This window comes from Micromonospora sp. NPDC048839 (assembly GCF_040649915.1).
GTDB lineage: Bacteria > Actinomycetota > Actinomycetes > Mycobacteriales > Micromonosporaceae > Micromonospora.
Genome location: NZ_JBEZGL010000010.1, coordinates 203,829 through 225,526 on the forward strand (window position 1 = coordinate 203,829; position 21,698 = coordinate 225,526).

21 protein-coding genes are annotated in these 21,698 nt (G+C 72.3%); 19 read left to right on the plus strand and 2 right to left on the minus strand.

The features are described from left to right. Nucleotides 1-4: 4 nt before the first annotated feature. The 7 genes from AB0C25_RS20720 (at nucleotide 5) to AB0C25_RS20750 (ending at nucleotide 6,230) form a co-directional block, all read left to right on the plus strand. Nucleotides 5-907 carry a sulfotransferase domain-containing protein gene (locus tag AB0C25_RS20720; RefSeq protein WP_357375415.1) on the plus strand — a complete coding sequence of 301 codons (903 nt, stop codon included), beginning with the start codon at nucleotides 5-7 and terminating at the stop codon, nucleotides 905-907. Then, entirely contained in the window at nucleotides 904-2,166 is a 1,263-nt protein-coding gene (locus AB0C25_RS20725) for a hypothetical protein (RefSeq protein ID WP_357375417.1), read from the plus strand. The genes AB0C25_RS20720 and AB0C25_RS20725 overlap by 4 nt, the downstream gene beginning before the upstream one ends. Before the next feature lie 213 nt (nucleotides 2,167-2,379). Next, a complete protein-coding gene (locus tag AB0C25_RS20730) occupies nucleotides 2,380-2,859 on the plus strand; it encodes a UDP-N-acetylglucosamine--LPS N-acetylglucosamine transferase (protein WP_357375419.1) in 480 nt (159 codons plus the stop codon). Continuing rightward, nucleotides 2,856-3,527: a glycosyltransferase gene (locus AB0C25_RS20735; RefSeq protein ID WP_357375421.1), complete on the plus strand. Its 672-nt coding sequence runs from the start codon at nucleotides 2,856-2,858 to the stop codon at nucleotides 3,525-3,527. The genes AB0C25_RS20730 and AB0C25_RS20735 overlap by 4 nt, the downstream gene beginning before the upstream one ends. Beyond that, nucleotides 3,524-4,447, plus strand: a complete 924-nt coding sequence (locus AB0C25_RS20740) for a glycosyltransferase family 2 protein (RefSeq protein ID WP_357375423.1) — start codon at nucleotides 3,524-3,526, stop codon at nucleotides 4,445-4,447. The genes AB0C25_RS20735 and AB0C25_RS20740 overlap by 4 nt, the downstream gene beginning before the upstream one ends. A gap of 101 nt (nucleotides 4,448-4,548) precedes the next feature. After that, a complete protein-coding gene (gene aroC / locus AB0C25_RS20745) occupies nucleotides 4,549-5,727 on the plus strand; it encodes a chorismate synthase (RefSeq protein ID WP_357375425.1) in 1,179 nt (392 codons plus the stop codon). After that, a complete protein-coding gene (locus AB0C25_RS20750; RefSeq protein ID WP_357375427.1) occupies nucleotides 5,727-6,230 on the plus strand; it encodes a shikimate kinase in 504 nt (167 codons plus the stop codon). The genes aroC and AB0C25_RS20750 overlap by 1 nt, the downstream gene beginning before the upstream one ends. A gap of 19 nt (nucleotides 6,231-6,249) precedes the next feature. On the opposite strand, the gene AB0C25_RS20755 is transcribed toward AB0C25_RS20750, so the two are convergent. After that, entirely contained in the window at nucleotides 6,250-6,978 is a 729-nt protein-coding gene (locus AB0C25_RS20755; protein WP_357375429.1) for an alpha/beta hydrolase, read from the minus strand. A gap of 79 nt (nucleotides 6,979-7,057) precedes the next feature. Here AB0C25_RS20755 and AB0C25_RS20760 point away from each other — a divergent pair, with 79 nt between their 5' ends. The 5 genes from AB0C25_RS20760 to nusB all read left to right on the plus strand — a co-directional run bounded on the left by AB0C25_RS20760 (nucleotide 7,058) and on the right by nusB (nucleotide 10,976). After that, entirely contained in the window at nucleotides 7,058-8,056 is a 999-nt protein-coding gene (locus AB0C25_RS20760; protein WP_357375431.1) for a YafY family protein, read from the plus strand. Nucleotides 8,057-8,066: 10 nt separating this feature from the next. Then, nucleotides 8,067-9,146, plus strand: coding sequence for a 3-dehydroquinate synthase (aroB, locus tag AB0C25_RS20765; RefSeq protein WP_357375433.1), 1,080 nt, complete (start codon nucleotides 8,067-8,069; stop codon nucleotides 9,144-9,146). After that, nucleotides 9,143-9,574: a type II 3-dehydroquinate dehydratase gene (aroQ, locus tag AB0C25_RS20770; protein WP_357375435.1), complete on the plus strand. Its 432-nt coding sequence runs from the start codon at nucleotides 9,143-9,145 to the stop codon at nucleotides 9,572-9,574. The genes aroB and aroQ overlap by 4 nt, the downstream gene beginning before the upstream one ends. A gap of 410 nt (nucleotides 9,575-9,984) precedes the next feature. Beyond that, on the plus strand, nucleotides 9,985-10,542 hold the full coding sequence (gene efp / locus AB0C25_RS20775) for an elongation factor P (RefSeq protein ID WP_210793018.1): 558 nt from the start codon (nucleotides 9,985-9,987) through the stop codon (nucleotides 10,540-10,542). Between the two features lie 23 nt (nucleotides 10,543-10,565). After that, the gene (nusB, locus tag AB0C25_RS20780) at nucleotides 10,566-10,976 is read left to right on the plus strand and encodes a transcription antitermination factor NusB (protein WP_357375583.1); all 411 of its coding nucleotides are present in this window, start codon (nucleotides 10,566-10,568) and stop codon (nucleotides 10,974-10,976) included. Nucleotides 10,977-11,051: 75 nt separating this feature from the next. Here the strand turns inward: nusB and AB0C25_RS20785 are convergent, their stop codons facing one another. Next, nucleotides 11,052-11,540: a transcriptional regulator gene (locus AB0C25_RS20785; protein ID WP_007458348.1), complete on the minus strand. Its 489-nt coding sequence runs from the start codon at nucleotides 11,538-11,540 to the stop codon at nucleotides 11,052-11,054. Nucleotides 11,541-11,828: 288 nt separating this feature from the next. Between AB0C25_RS20785 and pyrR the strand changes: the two genes are divergently transcribed. The 7 genes from pyrR to AB0C25_RS20820 all read left to right on the plus strand — a co-directional run bounded on the left by pyrR (nucleotide 11,829) and on the right by AB0C25_RS20820 (nucleotide 21,692). Beyond that, nucleotides 11,829-12,431: a bifunctional pyr operon transcriptional regulator/uracil phosphoribosyltransferase PyrR gene (pyrR, locus tag AB0C25_RS20790; protein WP_357375437.1), complete on the plus strand. Its 603-nt coding sequence runs from the start codon at nucleotides 11,829-11,831 to the stop codon at nucleotides 12,429-12,431. Next, nucleotides 12,428-13,354, plus strand: a complete 927-nt coding sequence (locus AB0C25_RS20795; RefSeq protein ID WP_357254827.1) for an aspartate carbamoyltransferase catalytic subunit — start codon at nucleotides 12,428-12,430, stop codon at nucleotides 13,352-13,354. Before pyrR ends, AB0C25_RS20795 begins: the two co-directional genes overlap by 4 nt. Continuing rightward, complete coding sequence (locus tag AB0C25_RS20800) at nucleotides 13,351-14,628, plus strand: dihydroorotase (protein WP_357375439.1); 1,278 nt, start codon at nucleotides 13,351-13,353, stop codon at nucleotides 14,626-14,628. Before AB0C25_RS20795 ends, AB0C25_RS20800 begins: the two co-directional genes overlap by 4 nt. Then, nucleotides 14,625-15,788 (plus strand): glutamine-hydrolyzing carbamoyl-phosphate synthase small subunit, encoded by a 1,164-nt coding sequence (carA, locus tag AB0C25_RS20805; protein ID WP_357375441.1) that lies wholly within the window; start codon nucleotides 14,625-14,627, stop codon nucleotides 15,786-15,788. Before AB0C25_RS20800 ends, carA begins: the two co-directional genes overlap by 4 nt. Then, entirely contained in the window at nucleotides 15,781-19,128 is a 3,348-nt protein-coding gene (gene carB / locus AB0C25_RS20810) for a carbamoyl-phosphate synthase large subunit (protein WP_357375443.1), read from the plus strand. Before carA ends, carB begins: the two co-directional genes overlap by 8 nt. Then, nucleotides 19,125-20,171, plus strand: a complete 1,047-nt coding sequence (locus tag AB0C25_RS20815; RefSeq protein ID WP_357375445.1) for a quinone-dependent dihydroorotate dehydrogenase — start codon at nucleotides 19,125-19,127, stop codon at nucleotides 20,169-20,171. The genes carB and AB0C25_RS20815 overlap by 4 nt, the downstream gene beginning before the upstream one ends. Before the next feature lie 246 nt (nucleotides 20,172-20,417). Next, nucleotides 20,418-21,692 carry an adenosylmethionine--8-amino-7-oxononanoate transaminase gene (locus AB0C25_RS20820; protein WP_357375447.1) on the plus strand — a complete coding sequence of 425 codons (1,275 nt, stop codon included), beginning with the start codon at nucleotides 20,418-20,420 and terminating at the stop codon, nucleotides 21,690-21,692. Nucleotides 21,693-21,698: the final 6 nt, after the last annotated feature.

A 21,698-nucleotide genomic window follows, 5' to 3' on the forward strand; every position in this document is an offset into this window, starting at 1 on the left:
CGTCGTGGCGTCCATCCGTGACCGGGTCAAGCAGTTGGTCCCGACCCAGGTGACCGTCCGGGTGAAGGAGTCCCTGGTGGACTACGGGGTCCGTACCAGTGACCGGCGGCCCCTGCCGGACTTCCTGATCATCGGCACGAAACGGGGTGGCACCACCTCCCTGTGGAACTACCTCATCCAGCACCCGCTGGTGCCCCGCCTCTTCCCGGCGTGGAACACCAAGTCGGCGCACTACTTCGAGGAGCACTGGGGGCGCGGCGAGGCGTGGTACCGCTCGCACTTCCCGACCCAGCGCCACCGCGACGCCCTGTCGAAGCGGCACGGCGGGCCGGTCCGGGTCGGCGAGGCCGCGCCGCTGTACATGTTCCACCCACTCGCCGCGCAGCGGGTCGCCGCGCTGCTGCCGGGGGTGAAGCTGATCGTGCTCCTGCGGGACCCGGTGGAGCGGGCGTACTCGCACTGGAAGGAGCGCCGCACGCACGGTATCGAGCCGCTGGACTTCGCCGCCGCGCTGGCCGCCGAGCCGGAGCGGACGGCGGGGGAGCGGGAGCGGCTGATCGCCGAGCCGGAGTCGTTCAGCGAGGCGTACGACTGGTACACGTACCGGGCGCGGGGGCGCTACCTGGAGCACCTGGAGCCGTGGTTGGAGCGTTTCGACAGGCAGCAGATCCTGTTCCTGCCCAGCGAGGACCTCTACCGTGACTCCCGGGCGACCTACCGGCGCACCCTCGACTTCCTCGGCCTGCCGGCGTACGACCTGCCGCACTTCAAGGTCTTCAACGACCGGCGCTCGGCGCCGCTGGAGCCGGCGGTACGCGCCGAGTTGACCGACTACTACCGGCCGCACAACGACGCGCTGCGCCAGCGGCTCGGGTTGGACCTCGACTGGGCGGACCGGCCGGCGTGACGACACGGGTGGGCCCGGCCACGGACCCGCGCTCCCGGGTGGACGGTCTGGGCTGGGTGAGCCGCGCGGTCTTCCCGGACGAGCGGGTCACCCTGGCGGTGGGTGCCGGCGCACCGGCCGGTCACCGGGCGGTGGCCCGGTACGCGGTGGTGCCGTCGGTCGCCCGGGCGCGGTTCCTGGTGCCGTTGGGCGCTCCTCGGGCCGGGGCGGCGTCGCTGTTGGCGTACAACGCCCTGCGACCACCGAAGGTGCGCGCCCTGCGGGCGGTGCTCGGTGGACTGGCCCGGCTCGGCGCGGTGGGGCTCGCGCCCTTCCCGACGTTGACCGTGTCGGTGCCCGCCGGGGCTGCGGCGGCGGAGTTGTTGCTGACCGAGCGGCTCGCGGCCGAGCTGGGCGGCACGCCGCTGCTGGCCGCGTGCGGGGTCCGACCACCCGACCCGAACGCCAAGCCCACCCTGCAACTCTTCACGGCCGACGGTCGGCCGCGCGGCTACGCGAAGATCGGCTGGAACGACGCGACCCGCGCGTTGGTCACCGCCGAGGCGGCGGCGCTGCGGGCGCTGCGGACGGTGACCGGTGTCGCCGACCATCCGACGCCGCCGCGGCTGCTCACCGAGACGGCGTGGGCGGGCCAGGTGGTCGCGGTGATCGAGCCGCTGCCACCGGCGGTACGCGGTGTGCCGGTCGACGACCCGCCGCGGATCGCGGCGCTGCTGGCGGTCGCCCGGCGTGGCGGCCCGCCGGGTGCACGCCGGGCACTGGCCGGGTCGACCTTCCTGACCCGTCTGGCCGGGCAGGCCGACCGGGCTGCCGCGGCCGAGGAGTCCGGTGCGCGGGCGGTCGCCGCGGTGGCCGCGCTGGCTCGTCGGCACGGCGACACCGGCGTCGAGTTCGGTCACTGGCACGGCGACTGGGTGCCCTGGAACCTGGGTCGGCACGACGGCCGGTTGGTCGCCTGGGACTGGGAGCACAGCGGGGCGGACGTGCCCATCGGGTTCGACCTGGCGCACGACGCGTTCCAGCGGGCCCTGGTGCTGCGGGGCGAGTCGGCCGCTGTCGCGGCGTCGGCCGTCGACGCGTACCTGGACCGGCACGGCGAGCGACTCGGTCTCGGCGCGTCGCAGCGCCGGTTGGTCGCCGACGCGTACCTGGTGGAGATGTGGTTGCGGACCTGGCGGTTGGCCGACGCGGGCGCGGGCTGGAACACCGCGCTGCATCCCGCACTTCTGGACGTCATCGAGAAAAGACATAGCGGCTGATCCGGAGGAATCGTGGCGTCGAGGCGCGCCACAGAGTGACGACATAATGGCAGGTGGTGATAACGATCGATGGACCTCGGGCGTTCGACGCGCCCGGGTGCCCGATGTGGAGATCGACGTCTCGGCCGGTCGCGCTATTCAACGACCGGAGAACGTGTGATCTGCTTCTGCGTGGCGTGAACTGGAATTCCAAGCGAACTTGTGGGGAGTCGCGTGGACACGAAGATCGACGACGATGCCGCGCCAGTGCTTCTGCTGGTCGGCTCCAGCGGTGGCCATCTGGCCCAACTACTCGCCCTGCGGCCCTGGTACGAACAGTGGCGGCGCTGCTGGGTCACCTTCGACACCCCGGAGGCGGTGTCCCTGCTGACCGGCGAGGACCTGGTGCCGGCGCACCACCCGACCACCCGCAACATCCCGAACCTGCTGCGCAACGCGCTGCTGGCCTGGCAGGTGCTGCGGGCCCGGCGGGTCGCCGCGGTGGTCACCACCGGCGCTGGGGTGGCGGTGCCGTTCGTGGTGCTGGCCCGGCTGTGGCGCATCCCGACGGTCTACATCGAGGTGTACGACCGGATCGACACCCCGACGTTGACCGCACGGCTCTGCCGACCGTTCCTGTCCGCGATGCTCGTGCAGTGGGACGAGCAGCGCCGGCAGTATCCCGAGGCCACCGTCGTCGGGACGCTGCTGTGACGGGGGAGGCCGGCACCGCCCGGCGATCGCAACCCGCCTCGACCGACGAGGAGCCCCGGCTGCCGCGCCAGCGGGACACCGCGGCCGGCCAGCTCCGGCTGCTGGTCGCGGTGGGCACCGACAAGCACCCCTTCGACCGGCTCGTCGACTGGCTGGCGCAGTGGCACGCGCAGGCCACCGACGAGGTCGGGCTGACGGTGCAGCACGGGCACACCCGTGCTCCGCACCTGCCCGGCGCGGTGCCGTTCCTCGGCCACGACGCGCTGCAACAGGCGATGGCCGAGGCCGACCTGGTGGTCTGCCACGGTGGCCCGGCGACCATCCTGGAGGCGCGCCGGCACGGCCACCTGCCCATCGTGGTGCCTCGCGACCCGGCGCGCGGTGAGCACGTCGACGACCACCAGCTCCTGTTCGCCCGCCGGCTCGGCGCCGCCGGCCTGGTGGCGCTCTGCGAGACCCGGGAGGCGCTGCACGGCGCGTTGGCCGACGGGTTGGCCGACCCATCCCGGTACGCGGTTGCCGCCGACCCGCAGGCGCACGAGGCACAACGGGCGGCGGTGGCCCGGGTCGGGCGGATCGTCGACGACCTGGTGGCCCGCTCGACCCCGCGCCCACTCCGGTGGCGGGCCTGGTCCCGGCCGCGCCCGGGTGCGAAGGAGATCCGATGACCCACCAGCCCAGCGTCAGTGTCGTGGTGCCCACCCGGGACCGCCCGGAGCTGCTGAGGTCGGCGGTGCGCGCGATCCTGGCGCAGGAGTACCCGGGGCCGATCGAGGTCGTGGTGGTGTTCGACCAGTCCGCGCAGGACGAGTCGCTGACCGAGTTGGCGGGCGGCCCGACCCGTTCGGTGCGGGTGATCGGCAACACCCGTACCCCGGGGTTGGCCGGTGCCCGCAACAGCGGCACCCTCGCCGGTGCGGGTGATCTTGTCGCGTTCTGCGACGACGACGACGAGTGGCTGCCCGGCAAGTTGGCCCCGCAGGTCGACGCGCTGGCCGCCGACCCGGCCGCCGAGTTCGTCTGTTCCGGCATCCGGGTCAGCTATGACGGGCACACCGTCGACCGGGTGCTGGACAAGGACCGGATCAGCCTGGACGACCTGCTGCGCGACCGGTTGACGGAGCTGCACCCGTCGACCTTCCTGATCCGCGCCAGTGCGCTGCGCGACGGGTTCGGGCTGGTCGACGAGGAGATCCCGGGCAGCTACGCGGAGGACTACGAGTTCCTGCTGCGGGCGGCGCGCAGCGCACCACTGATCAACCTGCGGACGCCCTCGGTGCTGGTCCGGTGGCACAAGCGCTCGTACTTCTCGCAGCGCTGGGACACCATCTCCGACGCGTTGCAGTGGCTGCTGCGGCGCTACCCCGAGTTCGCCGGCCAGCCGGCCGGTGCGGCGCGGGTGGCCGGTCAGATCGCGTTCGCCCAGGCCGCCGCAGGCAACCGCCGGGGCGCGCTGCGGTGGGCTCGGCGCACCCTGCGGAGCAATCCCCGCGAGCCGCGCGCCTATCTGGCCCTCGCCGTCGCCGGTCGGGTGGTCCGGGCCGACGCGGTGCTGCGCACCCTGCACAAGCGCGGTCGGGGGATCTGACCTGGACACCGGTGCCCGGTCGACCGGGCACCGGTGTCCGCAGGGCGGGACACGGCGGGCAGCGTGCCGGGTCGGTGGCACGCCGTGACAGACTGGCCGCTGTGTTGCGCTGGTTGACTGCAGGTGAATCGCACGGTCCCGCCCTCGTCGCGATGATGGAGGGGGTGCCGGCCGGCATCGAGGTGACCTCCTCCGAGATCGCCGACGAGCTGGCCCGTCGGCGGCTGGGCTACGGCCGTGGCGCCCGGATGGCGTTCGAGCGCGACGAGGTCGAGCTGCTCGGCGGTCTGCGGCACGGCGTGACCCTGGGCAGCCCGGTGGCGATCCGGGTGGGCAACTCCGAGTGGCCGAAGTGGCAGACCGTGATGGCCGCCGATCCGGTCGACCCCGACGAGCTGGCCCGGCAGGCCCGCAACGCGCCGCTGACCCGTCCCCGGCCGGGCCACGCCGACCTGGCCGGTATGCAGAAGTACGGCCACACCGACGCCCGGCCGATCCTGGAACGCGCCAGCGCCCGGGAGACCGCCGCGCGGGTGGCCGTCGGCACGGTCGCCAAGGCGCTGATCCGGCAAGCGCTCGGCATCGAGATCGTCTCGCACGTCGTCGAGCTGGGTCCGGTGGCCGCGAAGCCCGGGCTGCGTCCCGTGCCGTCCGACGCGGCCCGGATCGACGCCGACCCGCTGCGCTGCCTCGACCCGGAGGCCAGCGCGCTGATGGTCGCCGAGGTCGATGCCGCGAAGAAGGCCGCCGACACCCTCGGGGGCGTGGTCGAGGTGCTGGCGTACGGGGTGCCGCCGGGTCTGGGCAGTCACGTGCAGTGGGACCGCAAACTCGACGCCCGACTGGCCACCGCGCTGATGTCCATCCAGGCGATCAAGGGCGTGGAGATCGGCGACGGCTGGCAGCAGGCCCGCTCCCGGGGCTCGGAGGCGCACGACGAGATCATCCCGTCGGCGACCGGCGTCCGCCGGGTCACCGACCGGGCCGGCGGGCTGGAGGGTGGCATCACCACCGGCGAGCCGCTGCGGGTTCGTGCCGCGATGAAGCCGATCTCCTCGTTGAACCGGGCGCTGGCCACCGTGGACATCACCACCGGCGAGCCGGCCACCGCGATCAACCAGCGGTCCGACGTCTGCGCGGTGCCCGCCGCGGCGGTGGTCGCCGAGGCGATGGTGGCGCTCGTGCTCGCCGAGGCGGCCACCGAGAAGTTCGGCGGGGACTCGATCGCCGAGATCCGTCGCAACCTGGCCGGCTACCTCGACGCCCTGGTGATCCGCTGATGGCACCGGTCGTCGTGCTGGTCGGCGTGCCCGGCTGCGGCAAGACCACCGTCGGCCGGGCGCTCGCCGCCACCCTCGGGGTGGAGTTCCGCGACACCGACATCGACATCGAGCAGATGGCCGGCAAGCCGATCCCGGAGATCTTCATCGACGAGGGAGAGGCGCACTTCCGTACCCTGGAACGGGCCGCGGTGGCCGCGGCGCTGGCCGGCGGCACGGGTGTGCTCGCGCTCGGCGGCGGCGCGGTGCTGGCCGAGGAGACGCGGGCCGCGCTGATCGGGCACCGCGTGGTGCACCTCTCGGTGGAGCTGCCGGACGCGGTGAAGCGGGTCGGGTTGGGCGCCGGCCGGCCGTTGCTGGCGATCAACCCGCGCGCCACCCTCAAGCACCTGATGGATCAGCGTCGGCCGCTCTACCGCGAGGTCGCCACGATGACGGTGACCACCGACGGCCGGGCCCCGGCGGCGGTCGTCGCCGAGATCGCCGCCGTGCTGAGGGGCTGACCTCGGCCCGGTTCGGCGCTCAGCCGCGGGCGGCGCGGTCGAGCACGTCGGCCAGGGCCTTCGGCTCGCTGAGCATCGGCCAGTGCCCGGTGGGCAGCTCGAACAGCTGACCGCCGGCCAAACCGGTGAAGAACGGGTGTCCCTCGCCGATCATCTGCCGCACCACGCTGAGCGGGAAGGTGCTGGCGACCAGCGCGGTCGGCACCGGACGCCCGCCGGTACGGCGTACCGGGTCGGTGGCGGCCGCCAGCGGCTGCGGGGTGGCCCGGGCACGCAGCAGGGCCAGCGTCGGCTCGTCCAGACCGGCCAGGTTGGTGGGGTCGGCGGCCGGGTCCCACGCCGGCGGCGGCAGCAGGTGGCCGGTGCCGATCGCGGCGCGCAGCCGCTGCTGCTCCTCCGGTGGCACGGTGTCGAACTGCGCGACGCCGTCCGGCAACGGCCCACTCTCCACGTAGATCACCCGGGCGATCCGGTCCGGAATGCGGTCCGCCGCCTGGGCGACCGGCATCCCGCCGCCCGAGTGGCCGACAAGCAGCACGTCGCGCAGATCCTCGACCTCGATCAGTCGGACGATGTCGGTGGTGTGCGTCTCCAGGCCGGTCTCCGGACCGGCGAGATGGTGGCGTTCGGCCACCCCGGTCAGTGTCATCGGGTGGACCTCGTGCCCCTGCGCGCGCAGCGCCGAGGTCACCTCCCGCCACGCCCAGGCACCCAACCAGAACCCCGGCACCAGTACGTACGTCGCCATCTGTCGCTCCTTCTCTCGGCTACCGACAGACCGTACGATCGAATCCGGACAGAATCCGCCCGGTTTCGAGGAGTGGTCTGTGTCACATCCCGCCGGTCGGGTGCTGGCCCTGCTGGAGTTGCTCCAGACCCGGCACCGCGCGACCGCCGCCGAGCTGAGCGGTCGGCTCGGTGTCGACGAGCGGACCGTGCGCCGGTACGCGGCCACCCTCGTCGACCTGGGCATCCCGGTCACCGCCGACCGGGGCCGCCACGGCGGGTACCGGCTGCACCCCGGTTACAAGCTGCCACCGCTGATGCTCACCGACGACGAGGCGGTGGCCGTGCTGCTCGGGCTGGTCGTCGCGGAGCGGGTCGGGCTGACCACCGAGCAGCCCGCCACGGCCACGGCGCTCGCGAAGATCCGTCGGGTCCTGCCGGCGGCGCTCGCCGACCGGCTCGCGGCCGTGCAGGAGCACCTCGGCTTCACCCTGCGCAGCCCCGAACCGGAGCTGCGGCCGGCGTCGGGCACCCTGCTCGCGCTGGCCGCGGCGGCCCGGCACCGGCAACGGGTGGCACTGGACTACCGCTCCTGGCGGGGCGAGCGGTCGCACCGGGAACTCGACCCGTACGGCCTGGTCTTCCACTCCGGCCGCTGGTACGTCACCGGCCACGACCACCGGCGCGGTGAGGTGCGCACGTTCCGTCTGGACCGCGTCGGCGCCGTGACGCCCGGCACGGCGACGTTCACCGTCCCGGAGGGCTTCGATCCGGTGGCCCGGGTGACCAGGTCGCTGGCCGGCGTGCCCTACTCGCACGAGGTCGAGGTGCTGCTGGAGACCGATGTGGATGCGGCGCGCCGTCGCATCCCGCCCAGCGTGGCCGAGCTGACCGTCACCGCCGAGGGAGTGCTGCTGCGGGCCCGGGCGGAGAGTCTGCCCGGTATGGCCGCGCTGCTCGCTGGTCTGGGCTGCCCGTTCACGGTGCGACACCCGGAGGCGCTGCGCGCCGCGGTGGCCGAGCACGCCCGCCTGCTCGCCGGCTGGGCGGCCCGGCCAGCAGGTGGGCAGATGCCGTCACCGCGCCATCCGCTGGACTAGGCTGCCGGCGATGAACGAGGTGACCCGGATTCCGGTCGGCGGCGAGCGGCCGTACGACGTGTTGGTGGGGCGTGACCTGCTGACCGCGTTGCCGGGCCTGCTGCCCGGCGCGAGTCGGGCGGCGGTGCTGCACGCGCCCCCGCTCAAGGCCCTGGCGGACGCGCTCGGCGAGCGGCTGCGCGCCGCCGGCGTCGAGCCACTGCCGATCGAGGTGCCCGACGCCGAGTCGGGCAAGCAGATCGACGTGGCGGCCGCCTGCTGGGACCGGCTCGGCGCGGCCGGCTTCACCCGTACCGACGCGGTGGTCGGGGTGGGCGGCGGCGCGGTGACCGACCTGGCCGGCTTCGTCGCGGCCTGCTGGTTGCGCGGGGTGCGCTGGGTGCCGGTGGCGACCTCGCTGCTGGGCATGGTGGACGCCGCGGTGGGCGGCAAGACGGGCATCAACACGGCCGCCGGCAAGAACCTGGTGGGCGCGTTCCATCCGCCGGTCGGTGTGCTGGCCGACCTGGCCACCCTGGACAGCCTGCCCGCGGTCGACCTGGCGGCCGGGCTCGCCGAGGTGGTCAAGTGCGGGTTCATCGCCGATCCGGCGATCCTGGATCTCGTCGAGAGCGACCCGGAGGCGGCCACCGACGCGCGCGGGCCGGTGACGCGGGAGCTGATCGAGCGGGCGATCCGGGTCAAGGCGGACGTGGTCGCCGGTGACCTGCGCGAGTCGGGCGTGCGGGAGGTGCTCAACTACGGTCACACCCTCGCCCACGCGATCGAGCAGAACGAAGGCTACCGCTGGCGGCACGGGCACGCCGTCGCCGTCGGCCTGGTCTACGCGGCCGCGCTGGCCCGGCTCGCCGGCCGGCTGGACGCGCCGACCGCCGACCGGCACCGGGTCGCCCTGACCGCGCTCGGTCTTCCGGTGAGCTACCCGGCCGACGCCTGGCCGCGGTTGCTGGCCGCGATGCGGGTGGACAAGAAGGCGCGGGGCAGTCGGCTGCGTTTCGTGGTGCTGGACGGGTTGGCCCGTCCGGCGATGTTGGAGGGCCCGGACGACGCGCTGCTGGAGGCCGCCTACCAGGAGGTGGCCAGCCGGTGAAGGTGTACGTCCTCAACGGGCCGAACCTGGGCCGGCTGGGCACCCGGGAGCCCGAGGTGTACGGCGCGACCACCTACGCCGACCTGGTGGCGCTCTGCGAGGCCACCGGCCGGGAGTTGGGGTTGGACGTGACGGTCCGGCAGACCGACGCCGAGCACGAGCTGCTCGGCTGGTTGCACGCCGCCGCCGACGAGGCTGCCGCGGTGGTGCTCAACCCGGCTGCCTGGTCGCACTACTCGTACGCCGTCCGTGACGCGTGCGCGATGCTGCGGGGGCCGTTGGTGGAGGTGCACCTGTCCAACATCCACGCCCGTGAGGAGTTCCGGCACCATTCGGTGGTGTCCGCGGTGGCGACCGGGGTGATCTGCGGCCTCGGCATCGACGGCTATCGCCTCGCTCTGCACCACCTGGCCGGCCGAGGCGCCTGACCAACGCCTTCCCGCCCATTTCCCACCGGCTGCGACAAATCACCGATTGTGAGCGTTAACGGCGTCGCCGAGCGTTACCGGGTGTGCCGCGTCCGGCGCCGGTGTACCCAGCTGCTCAGATCCTTTGCTCTGCTTCAACCGGCGCAACAGTGCGGTGAGCTGCGGCTTTGTGAGTTGGGTCGTACCGAGGGCGGCTGTCTGGCCGGCACGGTGGGTGACTGGTGCGTGGGTTGAAGCAGAGCAAAGGGTTCGACGAGGGGAACGGGTACCCTCGCGAAGGTCACGTTCCGTCACCATTGTGGGCGTCGATGCCCGTGGGTCGGCCCCCGCCCGCGTAGGGTGGTCAGCGGGTCTCGGCGCAGCTAGTAGACTCGTAAGGTCTGTCCGCCAATTGATGATCAAGGCAGGAAATGGCCTCCACCAACGACCTCAAAAACGGCCTGGTACTCAACCTGGACGGCGAGCTCTGGGCTGTCGTCGAGTTCCAGCACGTCAAGCCCGGTAAGGGTGGTGCCTTCGTGCGCACCACGCTGAAGAACGTGCTGTCCGGGAAGGTGGTCGACAAGACCTTCAACGCGGGCACCAAGGTCGAAACCGCGACCGTTGACAAGCGCACGATGCAATACCTGTACGCCGACGGTGAGGACTTCGTCTTCATGGATCTGGAGACGTTCGACCAGATCACCGTGCTCGGCGGCACCGTTGGCGAGGCAGCCAACTACCTGCTGCCCGAGGCGGAGGCGACCGTCGCCCAGCACGAGGGTGTGCCGCTCTACATCGAGCTGCCCACGAGCGTCGTGCTGGAGGTCACCTACACCGAGCCGGGCCTGCAGGGTGACCGCTCGACCGGCGGCACCAAGCCGGCGACCGTGGAGACCGGCGCCACCGTGCCGGTGCCGCTGTTCATCACCACCGGTGAGAAGATCAAGGTCGACACCCGCGACGGCCGTTACCTCGGCCGCGCCTGATGGCTGAGGGTTCCAAGCAGCAGATGCCGGCGCGCCGCAAGGCGCGCAAGCGGGCGCTGGATGTCCTCTACGAGGCCGACCTGCGGGACAAGCCTCCGGTGGAGGTGCTGGCCGGCTACGTGCAGCGGATCGAGCAGCCCCGACCGGAGCACCTCGGCTACGCGGTGGGTCTGGTCGAGGGCGTCGCCGAGCACCTCAACCGGATCGACGAGCTGATCGGCAGCTATGCCGAGGGTTGGACGTTGGAGCGGATGCCGGTCGTCGACCGGAATCTGGCCCGGATCGCCGTCTACGAGTTGCTCTACGTCGACGAGATCGACGACGCGGTAGCGATCAGTGAGGCTGTGGAGTTGGCCCGGCAGATGTCGACCGACGATTCGCCGCGCTTCCTCAACGGGGTGCTCGGCCGCATCGCCGAGTACGCCACCCGCTGACCGTCGCAGCACCGAACACCGTTACCGGAAAGGGCCCGTGCCAGATGGCACGGGCCCTTTCGGTACAGCGACAGCTCAGGAGGCGAAGAACGCCCGCGGGTCGGCCACCAGCACACCGTGCTCGGTGAGCCGCTCGATCAGACCCGACGGCGAGGCGTCGTAGACGATCGCGAGGGCCCGCAGATCGTCGGCGCGGATCGAGAGCACCCGGCCGTTGTAGTCACCACGCTGCTGCTGGATGGCGCGGGCGTAGCGGGCGACGTAGGCCAGGTCCTCGGAGGCCTCGTCGTAGAGCCGCTCCAGGTCCAGGACGATCTTGCTGGTGGGCTCGTGCCGGACACCACTGCCGTCAGGCAGCAGCTCCGAGACGGGGACACGGTAGAACTCGGCCAACTCGGCCAGACGGGACACCGTCACGGCCCGGTCGCCGCGCTCGTACGAGCCGACCACCACGGCCTTCCACCGCCCATTCGACTTCTCCTCCACACCCTGCAGGGACAGGCCCTGCTGCTGGCGGATGGAGCGCAGGCGGGCGCCCAGAGACTTGGCGTATTCAGAGGGCATTCGGACACTCCCAGTGCTGCTCGGGGTTCTCCCGTCGATCGCTACGGAGCGTGACGGTACGGGGAATGCGACACCTGGTCAAGTGGTCGTGACCCGACCGTTGAGGAGCGTCCGGGAAGTCGTCCCCGAATCCTGGTCCTGACCCGGTGGTCAGCGGCCGCCGTCCCTCGGCCCGGTGACCACTGGTAACGTGGCGCGAAGCCCCGGTCAGGTCCGCTGCGCGGTCCGGCCGGAGGTGCCCGACATCCTTTAACGACCCGTCCCGTGAGGCGGGGAAGGAGGTCCGCCGTGGCATACCCACCGGCTGCCCGCCCGTCACCACCGCGACAACCCTCGGTGAAGGTGATCCTCGCCAGCGCCGACGTGCAACGCGTGGTCGACCGCATCGCCCACCAGATCCTGGAGAAGACCCAGGGTGCCGCCAACACGGTGCTGCTGGGAATTCCGACCCGGGGGACGCCCCTCGCCCGGCGACTCGCCGACCGGATCAGCACCTTCGAGGACGTCGCCGTTCCGGTAGGTGTGCTCGACATCACCCTGTACCGCGACGACCTGCGCCGGCAGGCCACTCGCGCGATCGGCCCGACCGAGTTGCCGTCCGGCGGGATCGACGGCAAGCGGGTCATCCTCGTCGACGACGTGCTCTTCTCCGGCCGTACCGTCCGGGCCGCGCTCGACGCGCTCAACGACGTGGGCCGCCCGGCGTCGGTGCAACTCGCCGTCCTGGTCGACCGCGGCCACCGGGAGTTGCCGATCCGCGCCGACTACGTCGGCAAGAACATCCCGACCTCGCTCGCCGAGAACGTGAAGGTGACGTTCGCCGAGACCGACGGGACCGACGAGGTCAAGCTCTACGGGGGACCCGTCGCGAACGAAAGGCCAGCGGAGTGATCAAGCATCTGCTCTCCGGCGCGGACCTGGACGCCGACACCGCCACCGAGATCCTGGACACCGCCGCCGAGATGGCCACCGTCGCCGGTCGGGAGATCAAGAAACTGCCCGCCCTGCGCGGCCGGACCGTGGTGAACCTCTTCTACGAGGACTCCACCCGCACCCGGATCTCCTTCGAGGCGGCGGCGAAGCGGCTCAGCGCCGACGTGATCAACTTTTCCGCGAAGGGCTCCAGCGTCACCAAGGGCGAGAGCCTGAAGGACACCGCGTTGACCCTGCAGGCCATGGGCGCCGACGCCGTCGTCGTGCGGCACCCCGCCTCGGGCGCGCCGCACCGGCTGGCCAACTGGGTCGACGGATCGGTCGTCAACGCCGGGGACGGCACCCACGAGCACCCGACCCAGGCGTTGCTGGACGCGTACACCATGCGGTCCCGGCTGGGCCGGCTCGCCGGGCTGTCGGTCGCGGTGGTCGGGGACGTGCTGCACTCCCGGGTCGCCCGCTCCAACGTGCTGCTGCTCTCCACCCTCGGCGCGAAGGTCACCCTGGTCGGCCCGCCGACGCTCATCCCGGTCGACATCGCGGGAGCCCTCGCCCCGGCGACCGACGTCTCCTACGACCTCGACTCCGTGCTGCCCAACGTCGACGTGGTGATGATGCTGCGGGTGCAGCGGGAGCGGATGAACGACTCCTACTTCCCCTCCGCGCGCGAGTACGCCCGCCGCTACGGGCTGGACGGCCCACGGATGCGCCGGCTGCCCGAGCACGCGATCGTCATGCACCCCGGCCCGATGAACCGGGGGATGGAGATCACCCCCGAGGTCGCCGACTCACCCCGCTCCACAATCGTCGAACAGGTCACCAACGGTGTCTCCGTGCGGATGGCTGTTCTTTACCTGCTGCTCGGAGGGAACAACCGGTGAGCGCGTACCTGATCACCAGCGTGAGTGTCGTCGGCGGCGCGCCGACCGACCTGCTGATCCGCGACGGTCTGGTCGCCGAGGTCGGCGCCGGCCTGTCCGCGCCGGACGCCACAGTCGTCGACGGCACCGGGCTGGTCGCCCTGCCCGGCCTCGTCGACCTGCACACCCACCTGCGCGAGCCCGGCCGGGAGGACGCCGAGACCGTCGAGTCCGGGTCCCGTGCGGCGGCGATGGGTGGCTACACGGCGGTCTGCGCGATGGCCAACACGTCCCCCGTCGCCGACACCGCGGGCGTGGTCGAGCAGGTCTGGCGGCTCGGCCGCGAGGCCGGTCTGGTCGACGTGCAACCGATCGGCGCGGTCACCGTCGGGCTGGCCGGCGAGCGCCTCGCCGAGCTGGGCGCGATGGCGGACTCCGCGGCCCGGGTGCGGATCTTCTCCGACGACGGGCACTGCGTCGCCGACCCGAAGCTGATGCGCCGGGCACTGGAGTACGTGAAGGCGTTCGACGGGATCATCGCCCAGCACGCCGAGGAGCCCCGGCTCACCGAGGGCGCACAAATGCACGAGGGTGAGGTCTCCACCCGACTCGGGCTGATCGGCTGGCCGGCGGTCGCCGAGGAGGCGATCATCGCCCGGGACGTGCTGCTCGCCGAGCACGTGGGCAGCCGCCTGCACGTCTGCCACGTCTCCACCGCCGGCAGCGTCGAGGTGCTGCGCCAGGCGAAGGCCCGTGGGGTACGCGTCACCGCCGAGGTCACCCCGCACCACCTGCTGCTCACCGATGAGCGAGCGGAGAGCTACGACCCGGTCTTCAAGGTCAACCCGCCGCTGCGGACGGCCGCGGACATCGCCGCGCTGCGCGCCGCGCTCGCCGACGGTGTGGTCGACGTGATCGCCACCGACCACGCCCCGCACGCCGTGGAGGACAAGGAGTGCGAGTGGGCGTACGCCCGACCGGGCATGCTCGGCCTGGAGACGGCCCTGTCCATCGCGCTCGACGTGCTCGGCCCCGAGTGGGACCTGATCGCCGAGCGGATGTCGCGTACGCCCGCCCGGATCGCCGGCCTCACCGGGCACGGCGTCGACCCCGCGCCGGGTGTGCCGGCCAACCTGACCCTGATCGACCCGGCCGCCCGCCGCACCATCGAGCCGACGGAGCTGGCCAGCCGCAGTCGCAACACCCCGTACGCCCGCATGACGCTGCCGGGTCGCATCGTGGCGACCTTCCTGCGTGGCGAGCCGACGGTCCTGGACGGAAAGGCCATCAAGTGACCAAGCGCAGACCCGCAATCCTGGTGCTCGAGGACGGGCGCACGTTCCCCGGTGAGGCGTACGGCAGCGTCGGGGAGACCTTCGGCGAGGCGGTCTTCAACACCGGCATGACCGGTTATCAGGAGACCCTGACCGACCCGTCCTACCACCGGCAGGTGGTGGTGCAGACCGCCCCGCACATCGGCAACACCGGCGTGAACGGCGAGGACGACGAGTCCGGCCGGATCTGGGTGGCGGGTTATGTGGTGCGCGACCCGGCCCGGATCGGTTCGAACTGGCGGGCCACCGGCAGTCTGGAGGACCGCCTCGCCACCGAGGGTGTGGTGGGCATCAGCGGGGTGGACACCCGGGCGCTGACCCGGCACCTGCGCGAGCGGGGCGCCATGCGGGTGGGCATCTCCAGCGTCGAGAAGGACCCGCAGAGCCTGCTGGCCCGGGTCCGGCAGTCACCGCAGATGGTCGGTGCGGACCTGTCCGCCGAGGTGAGCACCGCCGAGCCGTACGTCGTCGAGGCCCTCGGCGAGCACCGGTTCACCGTGGCGGCGCTGGACCTGGGCATCAAGCGCAACGTGCCGCGTCGGCTGGCCACCCGTGGGGTGACCACCCACGTGCTGCCGGCGTCGTCGAGCATCGACCAGATGCTCGCCACCGGCGCCGATGCGATCTTCCTGTCGCCCGGCCCGGGTGACCCGGCGACCGCCGACGCCCCGGTGGCGTTGGCCCGGGAGGCGCTGCGGCGGGAGGTGCCGCTGTTCGGCATCTGCTTCGGCAGCCAGATCCTCGGTCGGGCGCTCGGCTTCGGCACCTACAAGTTGGGCTACGGCCACCGGGGGATCAACCAGCCGGTGCTCGACCGGGTCACCGGCAAGGTCGAGGTGACCAGCCACAACCATGGCTTCGCGGTCCAGGTCCCCGGCACGGGCGCTGGCGCGGTCGTCCCCGACCAGGTGATCGACACCGACTTCGGTGGCGTCCGGGTGTCGCACGTCTGCCTCAATGACAACGTGGTCGAGGGACTGCGGGCCGTGGACCTGCCCGCGTTCACCGTCCAGTACCACCCGGAGGCGGCGGCCGGCCCGCACGACGCGGACTACCTCTTCGACCGATTCGCCGATCTCATCGAGGGCCGGAACCACAGCAGGGGGCGCAGCAATGCCTAAGCGGACCGATCTCAAGCACATCCTCGTGATCGGCTCCGGGCCGATCGTCATCGGGCAGGCCTGCGAGTTCGACTACTCCGGCACCCAGGCGTGCCGGGTGCTGCGCAGCGAGGGGATCCGGGTCAGCCTGGTCAACTCCAACCCGGCGACGATCATGACCGACCCGGAGTTCGCCGACGCGACGTACGTCGAGCCGATCACCCCGGAGTTCGTGGAGCTGGTCATCGCCAAGGAGCGCCCGGACGCGATCCTGGCGACCCTCGGCGGGCAGACCGCGCTGAACACGGCCGTCGCCCTGCACGAGGCCGGCGTCCTGGAGAAATACGGCGTGGAGTTGATCGGCGCGAACATCGACGCCATCAACCGGGGCGAGGACCGGCAGCTGTTCAAGGAGATCGTGGCGAAGGCCGGCGTACGCCTCGGTGTCGACGACCCGACCGGCCTGGTGCCCCGCTCGCGGGTCTGCCACACGATGGACGAGGTCGAGGCGACGGTCGCCGAGCTGGGCCTGCCGGTGGTGATCCGGCCGTCGTTCACCATGGGTGGCCTGGGCTCCGGCATGGCGCACACCTCGGAGGACCTGGCCCGCATCGCCGGCGACGGCCTGGCCGCCAGCCCGGTGCACGAGGTCCTCATCGAGGAGAGCGTGCTCGGCTGGAAGGAGTACGAGCTCGAGCTGATGCGCGACCGGCACGACAACGTGGTGGTGGTCTGCTCGATCGAGAACATCGACCCGATGGGCGTGCACACCGGCGACAGCGTCACCGTGGCCCCGGCCATGACGCTCACCGACCGGGAGTACCAGCGCCTGCGGGACCTGGGCATCGCGGTGCTGCGCGAGGTCGGGGTGGACACCGGCGGCTGCAACATCCAGTTCGCGGTCAACCCGGTCGACGGCCGGATCGTCGTGATCGAGATGAACCCCCGGGTGTCGCGCTCCTCGGCGCTGGCCTCGAAGGCGACCGGCTTCCCGATCGCGAAGATCGCCGCGAAGCTGGCCATCGGCTACACCCTCGACGAGATCCCCAACGACATCACGTTGAAGACCCCGGCGGCGTTCGAGCCGAGCCTGGACTACGTGGTGGTGAAGATCCCCCGGTTCGCGTTCGAGAAGTTCCCCGGCGCGGACCCGGAGCTGACCACCACGATGAAGTCGGTGGGCGAGGCGATGAGCCTCGGGCGCAACTTCACCGAGGCGCTGAACAAGGCGATGCGCTCGATGGAAACCAAATCGGCCGGTTTCTGGAGTGTGCCGGACCCGGCGGACGTCACCCTGGCGGACACCCTCGCCGCGCTGCGGATCCCGCACGACGGGCGGCTCTACACCGTCGAGCGGGCGCTGCGCCTCGGCGCGTCGATCGCCGAGGTCAGTGAGGCGTCCGGCGGGATCGACCCGTGGTTCCTGGACCAGATCGCCGCGCTGATCGAGCTGCGCGGCGAGATCGTCGACGCGCCGGTGCTCGACGCCGACCTGCTGCGCCGGGCCAAGCGGGCCGGCCTGTCCGACCGTCAGCTCGCCGCGCTGCGCCCGGAGCTGGCCGCCGAGGACGGCGTACGCACCCTGCGGCACCGCCTCGACGTACGCCCGGTCTACAAGACGGTGGACACCTGCGCGGCCGAGTTCGAGGCGACCACGCCGTACCACTACTCGACGTACGACCTGGAGACCGAGGTCGCGCCGTCGGACCGGCCGAAGGTGCTGATCCTCGGCTCCGGCCCGAACCGGATCGGGCAGGGCATCGAGTTCGACTACTCCTGTGTGCACGCGGTGCAGGCGTTGCGGTCGGCCGGTTACGAGACCGTCATGGTCAACTGCAACCCGGAGACGGTCTCCACCGACTACGACACCGCCGACCGGCTCTACTTCGAGCCGCTGACCTTCGAGGACGTGCTGGAGGTCTGGCACGCCGAGGACTCGTCCGGCCGGGCGGCCGGCGGGCCGGGTGTGGTCGGGGTGGTCGTGCAGCTCGGCGGGCAGACCCCGCTGGGCCTGGCGCAGCGGCTCAAGAACGCCGGTGTGCCGATCGTCGGCACCTCCCCGGAGTCGATCCACCTGGCCGAGGAGCGGGGCGCGTTCGGCGCCGTGCTGGCCCGCGCCGGGCTGCGCGCGCCGGCGCACGGCATGGCCACGTCCTACGACGAGGCCAAGACGATCGCCGACGAGATCGGCTACCCGGTGCTGGTCCGGCCGTCGTACGTGCTGGGCGGTCGGGGCATGGAGATCGTCTACGACGACCCGACGCTGCGCGACTACATCGGTCGGGCCACCGACATCTCCCCGGATCACCCGGTGCTGGTGGACCGGTTCCTCGACGACGCCATCGAGATCGACGTGGACGCTCTCTGCGACGCCGACGGCGAGGTCTACATCGGTGGCGTGATGGAGCACATCGAGGAGGCCGGTATCCACTCCGGCGACTCGTCCTGCGCGCTGCCGCCGATCACCCTCGCGGGCTCGCACCTGGCCGAGGTCCGCCGCTACACCGAGGCCATCGCCCGTGGCGTCGGCGTCCGCGGCCTGCTCAACGTGCAGTACGCCCTCAAGGACGACGTGCTCTACGTGCTGGAGGCCAACCCGCGGGCGTCGCGTACCGTGCCGTTCGTCTCCAAGGCGACGGCGGTGCCGCTGGCCAAGGCGGCGGCCCGGATCGCGCTCGGCGCGAGGATCGCCGAACTGCGCGCCGAAGGCCTGCTGCCGGCGGCGGGGGACGGGGGCACGATGCCCGCCGACGCGCCGGTCGCGGTCAAGGAGGCGGTGCTGCCGTTCAAGCGTTTCCGGACCCGCGCGGGCAAGGGCATCGACTCGCTGCTCGGGCCGGAGATGAAGTCGACAGGCGAGGTGATGGGCATCGACACCAACTTCGGGCACGCCTTCGCCAAGAGCCAGTCCGCCGCGTACGGTTCGCTGCCGACGGCCGGGAAGATCTTCGTCTCGGTGGCCAACCGGGACAAGCGCGGCATGATCTTCCCGATCAAGCGGTTGGCCGATCTCGGCTTCGAGATCGTGGCGACCACCGGCACCGCCGAGGTGCTGCGCCGGCACGGCATCGCCTGCGAGCAGGTCCGCAAGCACTACCAGGCTGGCGAGGGCGATGACGCGGTGTCGCTGATCGCCGGCGGCCAGGTGGCGCTGGTGATCAACACGCCGCAGGGTTCGGGCGCCAGCGCCCGCTCCGACGGCTACGAGATCCGCAGCGCGGCCGTCACCGCCGACATCCCCTGCATCACCACGGTCCCCGGCGCGGCGGCGGCGGTCATGGGCATCGAGGCGCGAATCCGCGGCGACATGCAGGTACGCCCCCTGCAGGATCTGCACGCCATCCTGCGGGCCGCCCAGTGACCCTGTTCGAGCAGGCGGTACGGCCCTGGTTGTTCCGGATCGGGGGTGGGGACGCCGAGGCGGCGCACGAGTGGACACTGCGGCGGCTGGCGGCCCTGTCGCGGCGGCCGGCCGCGTTGGCGGCGCTGCGAACCCGCTACGCGGTCGACGCGCCGCGCACGGTGTTCGGGGTGCGCTTCCCCAACCCGGTCGGGTTGGCGGCGGGGATGGACAAGGACGGCGCGGCGCTGCCGGCCTGGCCAGCCCTCGGCTTCGGTTTCGTCGAGGTCGGCACGGTCACGGCGCACGCCCAGCCGGGCAACCCACGGCCGCGGCTGTTCCGCCTGCCGGCCAGCGAGGCCGTGGTCAACCGGATGGGCTTCAACAACGCCGGGGCCGCGGCGTTGGCGGCCCGGCTGACGGCGCTCACCCGCCCGCTCGGGGTGCCGCTGGGCATCTCGTTGGGCAAGTCCAAGGTGACCCCACTGGACGAGGCGGTCGAGGACTACCTCGCCTCGTACCGGGCGCTGCGCGGCCACGGCGACTACTTCGCGGTGAACGTGTCCTCACCGAACACTCCGGGCCTGCGGTCGTTGCAGGACCGCGCCCACCTGGACGCGCTGCTCGGCGCGCTGGTGGGGGAGAAGCCGGTGCTGGTCAAGATCGCGCCCGACCTGACCGAGGCGGCGATCGCCGAGTTGCTGGAGGTCTGCCTGGACCGTGGGGCCGCCGGGGTGATCGCCACCAACACCACGCTGTCCCGGACCGGGCTGGCCACGGTGGACGCCGAACGCGGCGCCCAGGCCGGTGGGCTCTCCGGTCGGCCCCTCACCGGACGGGCTCGGGAGGTGGTCGGCTTCGTCCACCGGGAGACCGGTGGTCGGCTGCCGATCATCGGCGTCGGCGGGGTGCTGGACCCGGACGACGCGGCGCGGATGTTCGACGCCGGCGCCGCCCTGGTGCAGCTCTACACCGGCTTCATCTACCGCGGACCGGCCCTGGTCCGCGCCGCCGCCCGCGCGACGGCCGCCACGGCGGCACCGGACGCGGTCGCCGGCCGGTGACCGCTCCCGGGTCGGGCCGGTGCGGGGGCCGGCCGGCGGCGGTTGGCCGCCGCACCGGCTTCGAGCCCGGGAGGCCACCTTCACCTGGCGCCCTTTGCTCTGCTTCACCGGACGCAACACCCGGCGTCCGGATATCGGACGTTGGCCGGTGCGTGGGTTGAAGCAGAGCAAAGGGCGCGAAGAGGCGACCCGACTCGGCCGCGCGACGTCCGCCGCCTGGCCCGTCCGTGTCTGGAAGGAGTACCCGTGACACCGGAGGAGATCCTGGCCTACGACCGGGCGCACGTCTGGCATCCGTACGCCGCGCTGCCGCCGACGAACCCGCCGTACGTGGTGGAGAGCGCCGAGGGGGTGCGGCTGCGGCTGGCCGACGGGCGGGAGCTGGTGGACGGGATGTCGTCCTGGTGGGCGGCGATCCACGGCTACCGGCACCCGGTGCTGGACGCGGCGGTGACCGACCAGCTCGGCCGGATGAGCCACGTGATGTTCGGCGGACTCACCCACGAGCCCGCCGTACGGCTCGCCCGGACCCTGGTCGAGCTGACCCCGGATGGTCTGGAGCACGTGTTCCTGGCCGACTCCGGCTCGGTGAGCGTCGAGGTGGCGGTGAAGATGTGCCTGCAGTACCAGCGGGCCGTCGGTCGGCCGCAGCGGCGCCGGTTGGCGACCTGGCGGGGCGGCTACCACGGCGACACGTTCCACCCGATGAGCGTCTGTGACCCGGAGGGCGGCATGCACCACCTCTGGGGTGACGTGCTGCCCCGGCAGGTGTTCGCCCCGGTCCCGCCCGGTGGCTTCGACGACCCGCCCGACGACGCGTACGTGGCGGCGTTGGTGGAGACCGTCGAGCGGCACGCCGACGAACTGGCCGCGGTGATCGTCGAGCCCGTCGTCCAGGGCGCCGGCGGGATGCGGTTCCACCATCCGGGCTACCTCCGGGTGCTGCGCGAGGTGACCCGGGCGCACGGGGTGCTGCTGATCTTCGACGAGATCGCCACCGGGTTCGGCCGTACCGGTGCGATGTTCGCCGCCGAGCACGCCGGGGTGACGCCGGACGTGCTGTGCCTGGGCAAGGCACTCACCGGGGGCTACCTGACGTTGGCGGCGACGCTCTGCACCCCGGAGGTCGCCCGGGGCATCTCCGCCGCCGGCGTCCTCGCGCACGGACCCACGTTCATGGGCAACCCGTTGGCCTGCGCGGTGGCCAACGCCTCCCTCGGGCTGCTGCGGGCCGGGGACTGGCCGGCCCAGGTGGCCAGGGTCGGCGCCGGCCTGCGCGCCGGCCTGGAGCCCCTGCGCGGTGCGCCCGGCGTGGCCGACGTGCGGGTGCTCGGCGCGATCGGGGTGGTCCAACTCGACCACGAGGTCGACCTCGGTGCGGCCACCGTGGCCGCGGCGGATCAGGGGGTGTGGCTGCGCCCGTTCCGCGACCTCGTCTACACGATGCCGCCGTACGTCACCGACGACGCCGACCTGGCCCGGATCACGGCCGGGGTGGCGGCGGCGGTGGCTGCCGGCTGAACCGCC

What these genes read in the sequence shown, in the direction of transcription:
- AB0C25_RS20785 (WP_007458348.1), bottom strand. Translation starts at nt 11,540, where the DNA reads ATGCCCTCTGAATACGCCAAGTCTCTGGGCGCCCGCCTGCGCTCCATC.
- carB (WP_357375443.1), top strand. Translation starts at nt 15,781, where the DNA reads ATGCCTAAGCGGACCGATCTCAAGCACATCCTCGTGATCGGCTCCGGG.
- AB0C25_RS20740 (WP_357375423.1), top strand. Translation starts at nt 3,524, where the DNA reads ATGACCCACCAGCCCAGCGTCAGTGTCGTGGTGCCCACCCGGGACCGC.
- aroB (WP_357375433.1), top strand. Translation starts at nt 8,067, where the DNA reads ATGAACGAGGTGACCCGGATTCCGGTCGGCGGCGAGCGGCCGTACGAC.
- AB0C25_RS20755 (WP_357375429.1), bottom strand. Translation starts at nt 6,978, where the DNA reads ATGGCGACGTACGTACTGGTGCCGGGGTTCTGGTTGGGTGCCTGGGCG.
- AB0C25_RS20750 (WP_357375427.1), top strand. Translation starts at nt 5,727, where the DNA reads ATGGCACCGGTCGTCGTGCTGGTCGGCGTGCCCGGCTGCGGCAAGACC.
- efp (WP_210793018.1), top strand. Translation starts at nt 9,985, where the DNA reads ATGGCCTCCACCAACGACCTCAAAAACGGCCTGGTACTCAACCTGGAC.
- nusB (WP_357375583.1), top strand. Translation starts at nt 10,566, where the DNA reads ATGCCGGCGCGCCGCAAGGCGCGCAAGCGGGCGCTGGATGTCCTCTAC.